Origin of the sequence: Micromonospora tarapacensis, from assembly GCF_019697375.1 — a bacterium.
In the GTDB taxonomy this organism is placed as follows: domain Bacteria; phylum Actinomycetota; class Actinomycetes; order Mycobacteriales; family Micromonosporaceae; genus Micromonospora; species Micromonospora tarapacensis.
The window spans coordinates 5117341-5132880 of sequence record NZ_JAHCDI010000004.1 but is presented as its reverse complement, the minus strand read 5'-3'; the positions used below and the strand labels follow the sequence as shown (position 1 = coordinate 5132880).

The following is a 15540-nucleotide window of genomic DNA, read 5'->3' as shown; positions in this document are numbered from 1 at the left end:
CTGCCCACCGGGATTGGCGAAGCTGGCGGTACCGGCCGAAGCTGCCAGGTTCGCGCGTTCCGCCACGACGGGTTGGCGGGCCGGCCTTGATCTTTCACGGTTGGAACCGGACGATCGACCCGATCGACTCGCCCGCGCCCGTTGAGAGGTGACACCAGATGGGGCTGGACAACGTCGCGGTCCAGTGGCCGCGGACCGGCCGCTTCTACGACCCGGTCGCACCGGCCGAGTTCGTCGACTTCGGCGATATCGTCGACGTGCCGAATATCTCGGCACCGACCGCCGCGCTCGCCGAACTGATCGCGAAGACAGGCACGGTCCGGGCCACCGCGTACACGGAGGTGGTGGATCTGATCCTCGGGCTCGATGGTGTGCTCTACGCCACCGACGCCGCCGCCGAGGACGAGGATCCGGTCATCGACCCCGACGGGTGCGCCTGGATCGCCGGTGGCATCGAACGGTTCGTGGCCGCGCACCGCCCGCACGGCGAGGCCGTCACCTTCGAGTCCGTCGGCACGGTGCTGCGCTCGCTGCTGGCCGACGGCCGCCTGGCCGAGCAGCAGCTGCGTTGGCTGGACAGCCGGCTCGACGCGCTCCGCGACGACAGCGGCGCCGCGCCGCAGTGGACCTTCACCTGTGCGGAGCTGAGCGTGCTGGCCGCCTTCTACCGGCGCTGTGCCGACCACGGCTTCGCGGTCTACGCCGAGTCGGCCGCGCCGCGCCGGGCCGCCCAGACGTAACCGGCGGCACCCGGCCGGCGGCCGGTCCTATCGGCGGGGGTGCACACCGCCCGTTCCCGGCTCCGCCGTCGGCCCCGCGGCGTCAGCCGTAGGTGTCGCGGGGCCACGGCCGCGTACCCGGCGCGGCCCCCGGGACCAGGACGGCGCGGCCGGTCCGTGGATGTGCAGCTTGCGGATCACGTTGTGGCCGACCTCCCGGCCGATCTGCTGCAACAACGACCCGGCGAGCAGCCGCAGCTGGGTCGCCCAGGCGGTGGAGCGCGCCTCCACGGTCAACTCGCCGTTCTCCAGCTTCACCGGCCTGCTGTGCTGGGCCACCTCCGACCCGACCACCCGCTCCCAGGCGCCGAAGACCGTCGCCTCGGCGGCCGGCTGCTGCCAGCCGCGGGCCTTCACCAGCCGGTCCAGCACCGCGCCGAGCGGCTGCGGATCGCGGGGTCCGGCCCCGGCCCGGAGTAGCCACGCAGCCGGCGCTCGTCGCCGGTCCCGCCGGTGCCGCCGCGACGCCGGGTCCGCCCGGTCGCCTCCCGTCGGGCCTTCGCCGCGTCCAGCACGGCGCGCGCCAGCTGCGGCCCGGCGGCGCCGTCCGTGCCGCGTTCGCTGCCGTCGCCGCCGGACGTCACCGGCGGCGGTTGGTCCGGACCGGCCCCACGGCCGGCCGGTGGGCCCGCTCGGCCGCCGTCGCCGGCCCCACCCGCCCCGGCGGTACGCGCGGTCCCCCACGAGGGACGCGACGCTGCCGTCCCGACGGCTCGCTGTCCCGGCCGGGCGGCTGCGGTTCATCCGGCACGGCGCACCGCCCCCTCGGCCACCTCGTAGCGCGTGCCACGCAGCGCGGCCGGCACGTCGTCCGCCACCGCGCAGGTCACCAGCAGCTGGCTCGCCCCGCCGACCAGGTCGGCCAGCCGGTCCCGCCGGCCGGCGTCCAGCTCGGCGAAGACGTCGTCGAGCACCAGCACCGGTTCGATGCCGTCGCTGCGGAGCAGGTCGTACCCGGCCAGCCGGAGGGCGAGCGCGTAGGACCACGACTCCCCGTGGCTGGCGTAGCCCCTGGCCGGCAGCGGACCGAGGCTGAGGGCGAGTTCGTCGCGGTGCGGGCCCACCAGCGTGGTGCCCCGCTCGATGTCGGCGGATCGGGACTCGTCCAGCCTGGCGGCGAGCGCCGAGGCGAGGACCTCCCGGTCGGTGGTCGGCTCGGTCAGCTCCACCGATGGTCGGTACGCGATCCCCGCCGCGGCACGCCCGGCGGCCACCGCGTCGTACGCCTTGACCACGTGCGGAGCCAGCGCGGCGACCAGTTCCAGCCGGCCGGCGAGCAGCTCGGCGCCGTGCCGGGCCAGGTGGGTGTCCCAGACGGCCAGGGTGGACAGGTCACCGCCCCGCGACCCGCCGGTCTTGCGCGCCAGGTACGCGGTGCGCAACAGCGCGTTGCGCTGCTTCACCACCCGCTCGTAGTCGGCGCGGACGCCCGCGTACCGAGGCTGGCGGAGCACCAGCAGATCGTCGAGGTAGCGGCGGCGCTCGGCCGGGTCGCCCCGGACCAGTTCGAGATCCTCCGGGGCGAACAGCACCAGGCGCAGCGCGCCCAGCACGTCCCGAGCCCGGCGGGCCGGGGAGCGGCCGATCCTGGCCCGATTTGCCTTACCCGGAACGATCTCCAGTTCCACCAGGAGTTCCCGACCGTCGTGCACGACCGCGCAGCGGATCACCGCCGCCGTGGCGCCCATCCGCACCAGCGGCGCGTCGGTGGCGACCCGGTGCGAGTCCAGCGTCGCCACGTAACCCAGCGCCTCGACCAGGTTGGTCTTGCCGACCCCGTTGGCGCCGATCAGGACGTTCGGCCCCGGTTCGAGGTCGACGGCCACCCGCTCGTAGGAGCGGAAGTCGACCAGTTCCAGCCGGCGCACGTACACGGGAGGCCGGTGCCGGTCAGGGCTTGCGTACGGCGTGCCCGCCGAACTGCTGGCGCAGCGCGGAGACGGCCTTCAGGGCCGGCGAGTCGTCCTGCCGGGAGGCGAAGCGGGCGAACAGCGAGGCGGTGATGACGTTGAGCGGCACGGCGAGCCGGACCGCCTCGTCCACCGTCCACCGTCCCTCGCCGGTGTCCTCGGTGTAGTCGCTGAGCTGGTTCAGCTGCGGGTCCTCGTCCAGCGCCCGGTCGAGCAGGTCCAGCAGCCAGGAGCGGACCACCGTGCCCTCGCGCCAGGATTTGATCACGCCTGGCACGTTCGTCACCAGTTCCGACGCGGCCATCAGCTCGTAGCCCTCGGCGTAGGCGTGCATCAGGCCGTACTCGATCCCGTTGTGCACCATCTTGGCGTAGTGGCCGGCACCGACGGGGCCGGCGTGCACGAAGCCGAACTCGCCGTCGGGCTTGAGCGCGTTGAAGATCGGCATGAGCCGTTCGATGTGTTCCTGGGCTCCGCCGGCCATCAGGCCGTAGCCGTTCTGCCGACCCCACACCCCGCCGGACACGCCCACGTCGATGTAGCCGATGCCACGTTCGTCGAGCCGCTCGGCCCGAAGGGCGTCGTCACTGAAGCGCGAGTTGCCGCCGTCGATGATGAGGTCGCCCTCGCCCAGCACGGCGGCCAGTTCGTCGATGGTGGCGTCGGTGACCGCGGCGGGCACCATCACCCAGACCGCTCGCGGCGCGTCCAGCTTCTCGGCCAGTTCGGCCGCGCTGGCGACGTCGGTCAGCGCCGCATTGTGGTCCAAACCGACCACCTCGTGACCGGCGGTGCGCAACCGCTCGCGCATGTTGCCGCCCATCCGGCCGAGTCCTACCAGGCCGAGCTGCATCTCTTGATCGCCTTCCGTGGGTGCGGGTGGGCTCTGCCGATCAGCGGGACACGCGGATCGGCATGATGAGGTACCGGTACCCAGCGATGAGCTCGCCATCCTCCCCGGCGGGGGAAATCACCGCAGGTTTGAAGGCGTCGACGAAGTGGAGCACGGCGAACTGGGTGCCGAGGTTGGCCAGCCCGTCGATGAGGTACTGCGGGTTGAAGCCGATGGTGAGTGGCTCACCGCTGAAGGTCGCCTCCATGGCCTCACTGGCCCGTGCCTCCTCGGTGCCGCCGGCCTCGACCACCAACCCGTCGGCGCTGAAGCTGAGCAGCACCGGGGTGGCCCGTTCGGCGACCAGGGCGACCCGCTTGACCACCTCGATGAGGGTGCCGACCGGCACCCGCGCCTCGGCGTTGTGGGCGGCCGGAAAGAGCGAACGGACCGGCGGGTAGTTGGCGCCGTCGAGCAACCGGCTGGTGGTCCGCCGGGTGCCGCCGGAGAAACCGATCATGCCTTCGCCGGCCGAGCCCTGGGACAGCGCCAGGATGACCTGGCCGCCGAGTGGGCCGAGGGCCTTGGCGGTGTCGTTGAGCGTCCGCGCGGGCACCAGCGCGTTGATGCTGATCTCCGGGTCGTCCGGACTCCACTCCATCTCGCGTAGGGCCAGCCGGTAGCGGTCGGTGGCGAGCATGGCCAGGCTGCCGCCGGAGATCTCGACGCGTACGCCGGTCATCATCGGCAGCGTCTCGTCCCGGCTGGCGGCGATCGCGACCTGGGCCACGGCGGCGGCGAAGGCCGCCGCGTCGACCGTGCCGGCGCTCTGCGGCATCTCGGGAAGGGTGGGGTAGTCCTCCACCGGCATCGTCGGCAGGGTGAACCGGGCGCTGCCGCAGACCAGTTCGAGATGCGCCCCCACCGCGGCGATGTCGACCGGCTTCGCCGGCAGTGCCTTGGTGATCTCGGCGAGCAGCCGCCCGGAGACCAGCGCGGCACCGTCGGCGTCGCCCTGCACCTCCACGGTGACCTGGCTGGAGACCTCGTAGTCGAAGCCGGAGACCTGCAGACTGCCCTCGGTGACCCGGAGCAGCACGCCGGCCAGCACCGGCACGGAGGGCCGGCTGGGCAGGCTCTTCGCGGTCCACGCCACGGCCTCGGCGAGCGCGTCGCGCTCCACTCGGAACTTCATCAATGCCTCCGCGTCGACGTCGACGTCGTCAACTCTCTCATGCCGGACGCTGCCCACCGACCCGCCTGGCGTGTGGGTACCCATCGCACCTTAGGGCGCGAGGGTATCGGCTGTGTGCCCGACCCCGTCGATCGTGTCGCTGCTGACGGTCTGTCCGGCGACTGTCGGCCGATCCACAGGAAGTCCAACGGTGATGATTGGGTTTTAGTTCTTTTAGAAGAGATAACTCATCGTCTTCATCGCACCTGTGCAAACTGTGGAGAACCCGAGTCCGAGCAGGTCAGACCGGTTATCCACCGGTGACTTCGCTGTGGAGAAGCAGGGGTAGAACCCGGCTCGTGGTCCACAGGCGGCTCGCGGGCACATGGTTGTCCACCGTCGTCCACCGGTTGTCCACCGGTAATCCACCGACTTTCTCCCCAGTCCTGTGGATCGTCGCGGTCGCCTCGTGCACCGTCGTCCCCAGAACCTTCAACAGCGTTTCCACAGGGAGGCCGCCGTCGGTGGACGGGGCGCCCGGTTGTCCCCAGGCATCCCCAGGCGTCCACAACGTTGTCCCCAGGGTTTCTCCACAGGCTGTGGGTAACCGGATGCTGACGTCGCGTGGTTGTCCACCGACGGTGGACAACGAGCTGTGGACAACGAGCGGGAGGCGGAGCGGACACGCCCTCGACGATGTGGTCTACACCTCGTCGAGGGTCAAGCAGCGAACGCAAAAAAGGCCCGACCGGTGTTCCGGCCGGGCCTCTCGGCGACGCGCGGCGGGACCGCGGCCGTCAACCTCAGGTGTTCTGCTTGATCCGGTTGGTCAGTTCGGCGATCTGGTTGTAGAGCGAGCGCCGTTCGGCCATCTGCTGACGGATCTTGCGATCGGCGTGCATGACGGTGGTGTGGTCCCGCCCACCGAAGGCCTGGCCGATCCTGGGCAGCGACAGGTCGGTCAGCTCGCGACACAGGTACATGGCGACCTGGCGGGCGTTGACCAGCACCCGCGAGCGGGAGTGCCCGCGCAGATCCTCCAGGCTCACCCCGAAGTAGTCGGCGGTGGAGACCATGATCTGGTCGGCGGTGATCTCCGGGCCGGTGCCGTCCGGGATGAAGTCCCGCAGCACCTCCTCGGCCAGCGACAGCTCCACGTTCGAGCGGGTCAGGCTGGCGAAGGCGGTGACCCGGATCAGCGCGCCTTCCAGTTCCCGGATCGAGTTCGACACCCGGGAGGCGATGAACTCCAGCACGTCCGGCGGGGCGTACAACCGCTCCTGGGCGGCCTTCTTCTGCAGGATCGCGATCCGGGTCTCCAGGTCCGGCGGCTGGATGTCGGCGAGTAGGCCCCACTCGAAGCGGGTCCGCAGCCGGTCCTCCAGCGTCGCCAGCTGTTTGGGCGAGCGGTCGGAGGTGATCACGATCTGCTTGTTGGCGTTGTGCAGCGTGTTGAAGGTGTGGAAGAACTCCTCTTGGGTCCGCTCGCGGTTCTCCAGGAACTGGATGTCGTCGATCAGCAGGATGTCGACGTCGCGGTAGCGGCGCTGGAACGCGCTGGTCTTGTCGTCCCGCAGCGAGTTGATGAAGTCGTTGGTGAACTCCTCGGTCGAGACGTACCGCACCGAACGGGCGTTGCCCAACGTGGTGGCGTAGTGCCCGATGGCGTGCAGCAGGTGGGTCTTGCCCAGCCCGGAGCTGCCGTAGATGAACAGCGGGTTGTACGCCTTCGCCGGCGATTCGGCGACGGCCACCGAGGCGGCGTGCGCGAACCGGTTGGAGGAGCCGATGACGAACGTCTCGAACATGTACTTCGGGTTGAGCCGGTTGCCGCCGCTGTCCGCGCCGGTCGGCAGCCGTCGATCGTCCCGCCCGACGGGGCGGTGATCCGTGCCACTGCGGCCCGGTCCGCTGTCGGTGCCTCCGCCGGATGGCATCGATCGGATCACGTGCTGGTCGCGGGGCGGACCGGCGGCCTCGTCGCCGTAACGGCTTGCGTAGCCGTGCGGGCCGTTGGCCGGCGGGTCGAGGCGACCTGTCGGCCCGGTGAAGCCGAGCCGCTCCGGAGGCCGCCGGCTGGTCTCGGTCACCTGGGGCGGCTCGCCGAACCCGGTGTTGAAGAGGGCTTCCTGGCCGTCGGCCGGGCCGGGACCGGTGCGGCCCTCGGTCGGCGGCGGGTCCGGCAGCGACCGGTCGAACCGGCCCGGGTGCGGCTGTTCGGGGATGAGCGGCAGCTGTGGCCGGCCGGCGTCGGTCTCCGACTCCTGGCCGGCCGGCCGGCCGTCGAGGTCGGCTGGGCCGCCGTCATGGCCGGCCGGGCCGGATCCCGGGGCGCTGCGATAGACCGTGCCGGCGGTCCGGCCGTCATCGGGCGCGCGGACGGTCACCGCGACCTGGATCGGCCGGCCCAGCCGCCGGGTCAGCGCCTCGGTGATGGCCGGCCGCAACCGGGACTCGATGACGTCCCGGGTGAAGGTGTCCGGCACCGTCAGCAGGGCGGTGTCCTCGACGATGGCCCTCAGCCGGGTCAGCCGGAGGTACGCCCGCTGCTGCGCGGAGATGATCTCGTCGGCGAGGTCGTCGGTCGTAGCCGTCCACACCGCGGCAAGGTCGGTCGTACTGGCCACCGTCGTGCCACCCCCTCGCCTCTGCTCCCGGACGTCGCCGTTCCCCCGGCGGTCCGGAGGCCTCGCACCGGGCGGGCGTGACCTCGCTTGTTACCAGCCGGGCGCCCGCACCGGTCGTTCTCCACAAGTTATCCACAGCCTGTGTACCGACCGATTGTGGCCGCCCGCCGGACGCGGGTCGGACCTGCCCCCTGCCGTGGCCGGGCACTGAAGCGGGCTCACCGTGCCGAACGATTCACTACCGTGTCCGGTCTTGCCTGCCGGCGACATCCCGGAATTGGAGACGCTGACCGCAATCGGGCACGGTAACAGCGTTGTCGCCGCAGCATCAACCGTCGGCGCGCCTCGCCCCTGTCGGCATCAGTGAAAACAGCCGCTCTCCCCGCCTTCGATCGCAGGTACCTGCCCGGGAGACCGGTTTGACGGTGATTGCCCCCCGACTTAGGCTGGAGAGGCTGCTCGCACGCCCTCTGCTAGGCTTGACGAGTGCCTGCTGCCCACGGTCGCTCCCCGCGTCGCCGAGGCATGTGCACCGCCCGGGCAGCGCCGATCGGAGCCACCGCACCGGCGGCCCGGACCACCACGACCCGGCGATCGTCTCGCCCGGGGCGTCCGACAACGGAGAGCCTGACGTGAGCAAGCGCACCTACCAGCCGAACAACCGCCGGCGCGCGAAGACCCACGGCTTCCGGCTGCGCATGCGCACCCGGGCCGGCCGCGCCATCATCTCGACCCGTCGCGCCAAGGGTCGCGCCCGCCTGACGGCCTGAGGCCGATCGGGTCCGCTCCGAAAGGACGTGGCGTTCGTGCTGGCGGCCGCGCAACGACTGCGGCGCAGTAGCGACTTCGCCGCAGCGGTCCGTGGTGGCCGCCGAGCCGGCCGCGGCACGCTGGTCGTCCACCTGACCCTGCCGGGCACCCCTGGAGCCGAAGACACAGCGTCGAAGCCGGCGCGGGACGGTACGGAGGCAGACTCCGCACCGGTCTCCCGCGCCGGCTTCGTGGTTTCCAAGACGGTCGGGCCCGCGGTGGTCCGGAACAAGGTCCGTCGCCGGTTGCGGCACCTGACCCGGGAACGGCTCGCCGACCTGCCGGCCGGAAGCACTCTCGTCGTACGCGCCCTGCCGGCCGCGGCGGATGCCGGGTATGAGCGACTCGGCACAGATCTGGACGCGGGGCTCGCCGCCGCCCGGTCGGGCCGGGGTAGGCGGCCCCGGTGAGCCCCGAGCCGGCACCGTCCCGTCCGGCTACCCCGGGTGCCCGGGTGCTGACCCTACCCATCATCGCGTACCGTCGGTGGATAAGTCCGGCGCTGCCGGCCCGTTGTCGGTTCTACCCATCGTGCAGTTCATACGCCCTCGAGGCGGTGGCCCGGCACGGCGCGCTCCGGGGAGCCGGTCTGACGGTCCGGCGGCTGTCGCGCTGCCACCCATTCCATCCTGGTGGATACGACCCGGTGCCGGAGCCGGGCGGCCGCCGATCTGCCGACGTGACTGGAGCCTGAGAATTGAGTCTCGACTGGATCTACTATGCGATCTCGTGGATCCTGCTGGCCTGGCATTCGGCCTGGGAGGCCATCGGGATTCCGGACGCCGCGGTCGTCGGCACCAACTGGGCCTGGATCCTCGCCATCATCTTCCTGGTGGTCACCGTCCGGGTGATTCTGTTCCCGATCTTCGTCAAGCAGATCAAGTCGCAGCGGGCGATGCAGGCGCTCCAGCCCCAGGTGAAGGCCCTACAGGAGAAGCACAAGGGTGACCGGGAGACGCTCCAGAAGGAGATGATGGAGCTCTACCGGAAGGAAAAGGCCAACCCGCTGATGGGCTGCCTTCCGATGTTTCTCCAGATCCCGGTCTTCCTCGGCCTCTTCCACGTGCTGCGCCGGCTCAATCCGGACCCGGGCAAGACCAACAAGGACATCTACGGCTGGACCGTCGAGCAGTTCAACAGCGCTTCCGACGCCACCCTCTTCACCGCCCCGATCGCCAGCAAGTTCGGCTCCACCGCCGCGGAACTCGCCCAACTCGGTGCCAACGGCACCGTCGTCAAGATCATGGCCGGCATCCTGGTGCTGGTGATGATGGGCACCACGTACCTCACCAGCCGTCAGATGATCCTCAAGACCGGCTGGGCGGAGGACCCGCAGCAGCGCATGATCCAGCGGTTGATGCTCTACGGCATCCCGCTGTCGCTGCTGGTCTCCGGCGCGATCTTCCCGATCGGCGTGATCATCTACTGGGTCACCAACAACCTCTTCACCCTCGGTCAGCAACAGTGGGTGCTGCGCAAGTTTCCGCCGCCGGTGACCGCGACCAGCAGCAAGCCGGGTATCTCGGCGCGAAACGGGGCGCAACCGGCGAAGACCAGTGGTCTGTTCGGCCGGAGCAAGCCGGCCGCCGCGCCCCGCCGCCGGCCGCGCCGAAGGTCGCCGGGCCGAAGCCGGGTGCCAAGCCGGCCAACCCGAAGAAGGGCCGCCCCGCCAAGCGGCAGGGCTGAATCGTCCGGGCCGCCGCCGGGAGACCGGCGGCGGCCCGTTGCGCCGCGCAGCCGCCGTAAGGCTGGCGCCGGTGCGCGAAGCACCACGCGCGACGTGGTGGACGGGCGAGACTGCCCCTACAGACGTGCCCGCGGGCACCGGCGACGTCCCGCCGGCCGCGGGAAACCAGCGGACCCGAGGTCCGGCCGAGCGAGTACGGAGATGACACCGTGACCGACACCAGCATCCCCCGAGCCGAACAGCCCTTGGACGACGAGGAGCCGACCGCGGCGGCTCCGGACGAGGGCGAGCCGGAGGAGATCGACGCCGAATCGGCGCCCAGCAGGGCGGCCGGCGAAAGTGAGCTGTTCCGGCAGAGTGAGATCGCGGCCGACTACGTCGAAGGGCTGCTCGACATCCTCGACTATGACGGCGACATCGACGAACTCGTGTCGGGTGGCCGACCGGTGGTGGAGGTGGTCGGTGGCCGCCTGCAGAGCCTTGTCGGTCAGCGCGGTGCCACCCTTGAGGCGCTCCAGGAGCTGACCCGGCTCGCCATCTTCCGGCAGACCGGTTCGCCGAGCCGGCTGCTGCTCGACGTCGGGGGTTACCGGGCCAGCCGACGCAAGGAACTCGCGGCGGTCGCCCGTAATGCCGTCGAGAAGGTCAAGGAGCACGGTGAGCCGGTCCGGCTGGAGCCGATGTCGGCCTTCGAGCGCAAGTGCGTCCACGACGTGGTCAACGCGATCGACGGGGTGGAGAGCGAATCCGAGGGCGTCGAGCCCAACCGGCGTATCGTCGTCCGTCCAGTGGACTGAGCGGGTGACCCCGGACGACGCCATGGGCGTTACCCCGTCCGGCCCGGGTGGTTCGCCGCCCGGGCCGGCGGCTGTCCCGCCAGGGCCGGCGGCGCCGCCGGAGCCGTCCGAGGTCGAACCGACTCCGCCCGCCCGGGCGGGTGCGGCGGCGCGGACTGGACCGACCGTGTCGCCCGCGCGCGCGGGATCGGCCGGGTCCACTCCGCCAGCATCCACCGTGGCGGTGCTACCGCCCGAACTGGCCACCGCGGCCCGCCGGCTGTTCGGTGACCGCCTCGACCTTGCCGCCGCGTACGCCGAGATGCTGGCCACCGACGGAGTGGTGCGAGGGCTGATCGGCCCGCGAGAGGCACCCCGGATCTGGGACCGCCACCTGCTGAACTGCGCCGTGGTGGCCGAGCTGATTCCGTCCGGCACGACCGTGCTCGACGTCGGATCGGGCGCGGGACTTCCCGGTCTGGTGCTCGCCATTGCCCGGCCGGACCTGACGGTGACGCTGGTCGAGCCGCTGGCCCGCCGAACCGTCTTCCTTGAGGAGGCGGTGCGCGTGCTGGCGTTGACCGGTTCGGTGCGGGTGTTCCGCGGTCGAGCGGAGGACGCTGCGGCCGGGCCGGACCCGCTGGTCGGCGACGTGGTGGCCGCTCGGGCGGTCGCGCCGCTGGACCGCCTGGCCGCCTGGTGTCTGCCGCTGGCCAGGCCGGGTGGACGCCTGGTCGCGCTGAAGGGTGCCGCGGCGGCCGAGGAGATCGTCGACCATGAACCGGCAGTGCGCCGTCTCGGCGGTGCACCGCCCGTGCTGCGTCGTTGCGGTGAGGGGATCGTGGATCCGCCGACCACGGTGGTCGAGATCGTCCGGGAACGACTGGTCGGCCCGGCCGCCCGGCCGTCGTCCAGGAAGTCCCGCTCGCGTCGGCGGTGAGGGCCGGGCCGGGCAAACGGATCCTCGACGGGCGCGACCGGACGTGACCTGCCCTCGGGCGGCCTTCCCGTCGCCGGGTCGCACCCGTATGCCCGGCGGGTTGAGAACCCGACGTGGACCGGCCGCGCCTGTGCGCCGTAGGCTGGCCGCGCGTCGATAGTGTGGAGCGGGCGGCGATGGATCTCCCTCCGGGGCCCGGCCGCTCTCACCGGGCGGCACCTCTGCGGGACAGTGTGCGCAAGTGGCCCGGTTGACGGGTGCGGACCGACCATCCGAAGCGGGCAGGGATGACAGGTGCATGACGACGGTAGGTACGACGATCCTCGTGTGACCGGGGCGGTGGGTGACCCTGTTTCACGTGAAACCGACTATCCGAAACGGCAGCCGGCCGGCGCATCGCAGGGCCCACCGGAGTCCGGCCGGAATGCGCCGACGTCGGGTGCCCCGTGGTCGCCGGCCCCGGAAGGGCGGGACGGCACGGATCCGGTGGGGCGCCCGGCCAACGCATCCCCCGACGCGCGGGTGATCCCGATCCGGCCTAACACGACCGCCTCCACCCGGTTCGAGGCGGTCGCGTCCAACCACGCGACACCCGTCGCGGTGCCGGATCCCCGAGTGGCACCCGACACGCCCACGCCCCCGGCCGGTTCCTACCCGCCGGCCACCACCGAGGCCGCGTACGTTTCACGTGAAACCCCGATGCGCGAAGAGGATGACCCACCGTTGGCTATGGAGGCGATGCGCGCCGTGCAGATCCTGAATCCCAGTGGCGAGGTGACCATGCCTCGGCCGGAACGGACCCGGGTCATGTGCGTCGCCAACCAGAAGGGCGGCGTCGGAAAGACCACGACCACGGTGAACCTGGCGGTGGCACTGGCCCTGCACGGTAACCGGGTACTCGTGGTCGATCTTGATCCACAGGGCAATGCCTCTACCGGGCTGAACGTCCCGCACCACACCGGGGTGCCGGACGTCTACGACTGTCTGATCAACAGCGTGCCCCTGGAGGATGTGACCCAGGCCGTTGAGGGCATCCCCAACCTCTGGTGCGTCCCGGCCACCATCGACCTGGCAGGTGCGGAGATCGAGCTGGTCTCCGTGGTGGCCCGTGAGTCGCGCCTGGAGCGGGCGATCACCGCCTACCCCGGGCACTTCGACTACGTCTTCATCGACTGTCCGCCCTCGCTCGGGCTGCTGACCGTCAACGCGCTGGTGGCAGCGCAGGAGGTGCTCATCCCGATCCAGTGCGAGTACTACGCACTCGAAGGGCTGAACCAACTCATCAGCAACATCAACCTGGTCCGCCAGCACCTCAACCCGCGGCTGGAGGTCTCCACCATCCTGCTCACCATGTACGACCGGCGTACCCGTCTCGCCGACGCGGTGGAGCAGGACGTCCGGAACCACTTTGGTGACAAGGTGCTCCAGGCGGTGATCCCGCGTAACGTGCGAGTCTCCGAGGCGCCCAGCTACGGCCAGTCGGTGATGACCTACGATCCCGGTTCGCGGGGGGCGACGAGCTACTTCGAGGCCGCCCAGGAGATCGCCGAGCGGGGCGCCAAGGAGCCGGTGGGCCGGAATGCGTAGTGCGGCGAACGAGGCGCGGGGAGGCGTGGCATGAAGAACCGTCCTCGGGGCGGGCTGGGACGGGGCCTGGGGGCGCTCATTCCGACCGCGCCGGTGCAGGATGCTGGCGCCGGAGCCAGCACGCTGACCGCGGGAGCGAGTGGAGCGCCGGTCGCAGCCGTGCCTCCCGCGCCGGCAGCGCCGGCTCCGACCACTGCCACTGACCACATGCTCAGCCCGGTACCCGGTGCCCGCTTCGCGGAGATCCCGGTCGACTCGATCGTGCCGAACCCGAAGCAGCCCCGGCAGGTCTTCGACGAGGAGGCCCTGGAGGAGTTGAAGACCTCCATCCAGGAGGTCGGCTTCCTCCAACCGATCGTGGTGCGCCAGCTGGACGACGAGAAGTTCGAACTCGTCATGGGCGAGCGACGGTGGCGAGCCGCCCAGGCCGTCGGCCGTGACAACATCCCGGCGATCGTGCGTGACACCCGCGACGACGCCATGCTGCGGGACGCACTGCTGGAGAACATCCACCGGGCGAATCTGAACCCGCTGGAGGAGGCCGCCGCCTACCAGCAACTGCTGGAGGAGTTCGGGGCCACTCACGAAGAGTTGGCCCGGCGGATCGGCCGCAGCCGACCGCAGATCTCGAACACCATCAGACTGCTCAACCTGCCGGCGCAGGTGCAGCGTCGCGTCGCCGCCGGCGTGCTGTCCGCCGGGCACGCTCGGGCGCTGCTCAGTCTGGAGGATCCCGAGACGCAGGAGCAGTTGGCACTGCGGATCGTCGCCGAAGGCCTGTCGGTCCGGGCCACCGAGGAAATCGTCGCGCTGGCCCTGAGCGAAGGGCCGAGCAAGAAGGAGTCCGCGAGGCGGCGGCCGACGCCGCACGCGCCCGCACTCAACGACCTGGCCGACCGGCTTTCCGACCGCTTCGACACGCGGGTGAAGGTCGACATCGGGCGGAGCAAGGGCAAGATAACTATCGAGTTCGCCACGGTGGACGATCTCGAGCGGATCGTCGGCATCATCGGGGTCGAACGCGAGGAACCCGAGGACTGAAACAGCAGGACTCCAGTCGGCCGCTCCTCAGAACCTGAGGGGCGGCCGTTCCGTCTGTCCGGGCCGCTACGGCGTTGACGCATCCTTGCCCCACTCCGGACAGGCCGGCACGACCGTGGTGCCCACGGCGGCCCCTGGAGGCCACCGTCTGGGTCTCCAGGAGATGGCTCCAGCGTCAGGTCTGTCGCCCGGACCGCCGGCGCGGCCCGGACAGGCAGTCACGTTCCACGGCGACGGGCACGCCGGCACCGGTCCCGGTCTGCCTCGGTGCGGCAGTCCTTCACCGCGATGCACCGCTCGACGGACCCCACCGCCCCGCGCGTCAACTCCGCCCGACCGCCAGGCCGCCGGCACCGGGGAGTTGGTGCACCGGAATCCGCGTCCACCGCTTCGAGGTCCGGCCGGAGGTGATCATCAGGAGAGCCGACTACCTCGCCCCCCTGTTTCACGTGAAACCGCGCCTCCAGCGATCGCCACACCTTCCCCGTCACGCCTCGCTGGCGGGCGCCACCCGATGCAGCGCGTGGTGCCGGCCGTTCCGCCGGCGGACTCGGTGGCCGGGTCTCGACCGCTTCCACCGCCGAGACCGACCACTACCCGCGCAACCCGATGCCCCATCCGTGCCGCGGTGCCCAGAGGCCCAACCGCTCGCTGCCGCTCTTCACCGTTGCCGGGCACGGGCACACCGGGCACGGGCACACCGGGCACGGCTTCCGTGCGAGGGAGTGATCGGCAGGCGCCGGAGGCGACGGCCGGTCCCGGATGCTGGCGGTCGCGGTCGCACGGTCCGTCGCACTGGTGTTTCCTGGAACTCGTGGAGCCGAGCCCAGGCAGGCGGAGACCCGCCATCGTCGCCGGGCTCGTCTGGGTTCGTCGCGCCGTCGGAGCTCCGGCAGGCACGCCCCACGTCCTGGGTCGACGTTCTTGGTCGAGCCGAGATCGACTCCAGGCGGCGCCGGCGAGGCGGAGATCGGGGCCGCATGTCGGCGTTGTAGCCGGACCGGTCTCCGACTGTCGACGGCGGCTGAAAACTGGCGCCCTTGACACCGATGCCGCCGATCGCCGTCCAGGCCCGTGCAGGCCGGTCGGTCGGCGAGGGCTTCGATGCAGGGGCCCGAGAGGTCACCCTGTCGAGTCCGCCAGCCCTCGCGTTGAACGCCGAAGATGCGCCGTCACTCGGAGGTTGCCAGGCTCGGGAGGGTACGCCCCCGAGAATGGGACGGGCACCGAGGTCCCCGGCGATAGCGGCGGCGTTCTCACCTGGACGGGAAAGGCGGGTTCTCTGCGGACGCGGAGGGCGAATCATGTATGACTGCACTGCATTGTGCGGTGCGGCAGGTCGCCTCGTTTCACGTGAAACAAGGCCGTCCGATCGGC

12 protein-coding genes and 2 pseudogenes are annotated in these 15540 nt (G+C 71.1%); 9 read left to right on the top strand and 5 right to left on the bottom strand.

Annotated features, from left to right (window positions below; genetic code table 11):
• The first annotated feature begins 158 nt into the window (after positions 1–158).
• A complete protein-coding gene (locus KIF24_RS29605; protein ID WP_221086828.1) occupies positions 159–740 on the top strand; it encodes a hypothetical protein in 582 nt (193 codons plus the stop codon).
• An 82-nt stretch (positions 741–822) separates the two neighbouring features.
• On the opposite strand, the pseudogene KIF24_RS29600 reads toward KIF24_RS29605, so the two are convergent.
• The 5 genes and pseudogenes from KIF24_RS29600 to dnaA form a co-directional block, all read right to left on the bottom strand.
• Positions 823–1363, bottom strand: a pseudogene (locus KIF24_RS29600) (DUF721 domain-containing protein).
• Positions 1364–1519: 156 nt separating this feature from the next.
• Positions 1520–2653 carry a DNA replication/repair protein RecF gene (gene recF / locus KIF24_RS29595; RefSeq protein WP_221086827.1) on the bottom strand — a complete coding sequence of 378 codons (1134 nt, stop codon included), beginning with the start codon at positions 2651–2653 and terminating at the stop codon, positions 1520–1522.
• A gap of 16 nt (positions 2654–2669) precedes the next feature.
• On the bottom strand, positions 2670–3542 hold the full coding sequence (gene gnd / locus KIF24_RS29590; protein ID WP_221086826.1) for a phosphogluconate dehydrogenase (NAD(+)-dependent, decarboxylating): 873 nt from the start codon (positions 3540–3542) through the stop codon (positions 2670–2672).
• Positions 3543–3582: 40 nt separating this feature from the next.
• The gene (gene dnaN / locus KIF24_RS29585; RefSeq protein WP_221086825.1) at positions 3583–4716 is read right to left on the bottom strand and encodes a DNA polymerase III subunit beta; all 1134 of its coding nucleotides are present in this window, start codon (positions 4714–4716) and stop codon (positions 3583–3585) included.
• A 782-nt stretch (positions 4717–5498) separates the two neighbouring features.
• Positions 5499–7322: a chromosomal replication initiator protein DnaA gene (gene dnaA / locus KIF24_RS29580; RefSeq protein WP_221086824.1), complete on the bottom strand. Its 1824-nt coding sequence runs from the start codon at positions 7320–7322 to the stop codon at positions 5499–5501.
• Between the two features lie 632 nt (positions 7323–7954).
• Between dnaA and rpmH the strand changes: the two genes are divergently transcribed.
• The 8 genes and pseudogenes from rpmH to KIF24_RS29540 all read left to right on the top strand — a co-directional run bounded on the left by rpmH (position 7955) and on the right by KIF24_RS29540 (position 14163).
• Positions 7955–8092: a 50S ribosomal protein L34 gene (gene rpmH, locus KIF24_RS29575; RefSeq protein WP_221086823.1), complete on the top strand. Its 138-nt coding sequence runs from the start codon at positions 7955–7957 to the stop codon at positions 8090–8092.
• 36 nt (positions 8093–8128) lie between these two features.
• Complete coding sequence (rnpA, locus tag KIF24_RS29570; protein WP_221087616.1) at positions 8129–8542, top strand: ribonuclease P protein component; 414 nt, start codon at positions 8129–8131, stop codon at positions 8540–8542.
• Positions 8539–8826 (top strand): membrane protein insertion efficiency factor YidD, encoded by a 288-nt coding sequence (gene yidD / locus KIF24_RS29565; RefSeq protein ID WP_221086822.1) that lies wholly within the window; start codon positions 8539–8541, stop codon positions 8824–8826. Before rnpA ends, yidD begins: the two co-directional genes overlap by 4 nt.
• Before the next feature lie 3 nt (positions 8827–8829).
• Positions 8830–9818: pseudogene (yidC, locus tag KIF24_RS29560) on the top strand (membrane protein insertase YidC).
• A 210-nt stretch (positions 9819–10028) separates the two neighbouring features.
• The gene (locus tag KIF24_RS29555) at positions 10029–10616 is read left to right on the top strand and encodes a Jag family protein (RefSeq protein WP_221086821.1); all 588 of its coding nucleotides are present in this window, start codon (positions 10029–10031) and stop codon (positions 10614–10616) included.
• A gap of 217 nt (positions 10617–10833) precedes the next feature.
• A complete protein-coding gene (rsmG, locus tag KIF24_RS29550) occupies positions 10834–11535 on the top strand; it encodes a 16S rRNA (guanine(527)-N(7))-methyltransferase RsmG (protein ID WP_221086820.1) in 702 nt (233 codons plus the stop codon).
• Positions 11536–11829: 294 nt separating this feature from the next.
• Positions 11830–13122 (top strand): ParA family protein, encoded by a 1293-nt coding sequence (locus tag KIF24_RS29545; RefSeq protein WP_331461324.1) that lies wholly within the window; start codon positions 11830–11832, stop codon positions 13120–13122.
• Positions 13123–13152: 30 nt separating this feature from the next.
• Entirely contained in the window at positions 13153–14163 is a 1011-nt protein-coding gene (locus KIF24_RS29540) for a ParB/RepB/Spo0J family partition protein (RefSeq protein WP_221086819.1), read from the top strand.
• Positions 14164–15540 lie beyond the last annotated feature (1377 nt).

What these genes read in the sequence shown, in the direction of transcription:
- KIF24_RS29605 (WP_221086828.1), top strand. Translation starts at nt 159, where the DNA reads ATGGGGCTGGACAACGTCGCGGTCCAGTGGCCGCGGACCGGCCGCTTC.
- gnd (WP_221086826.1), bottom strand. Translation starts at nt 3,542, where the DNA reads ATGCAGCTCGGCCTGGTAGGACTCGGCCGGATGGGCGGCAACATGCGC.
- dnaN (WP_221086825.1), bottom strand. Translation starts at nt 4,716, where the DNA reads ATGAAGTTCCGAGTGGAGCGCGACGCGCTCGCCGAGGCCGTGGCGTGG.
- KIF24_RS29540 (WP_221086819.1), top strand. Translation starts at nt 13,153, where the DNA reads ATGAAGAACCGTCCTCGGGGCGGGCTGGGACGGGGCCTGGGGGCGCTC.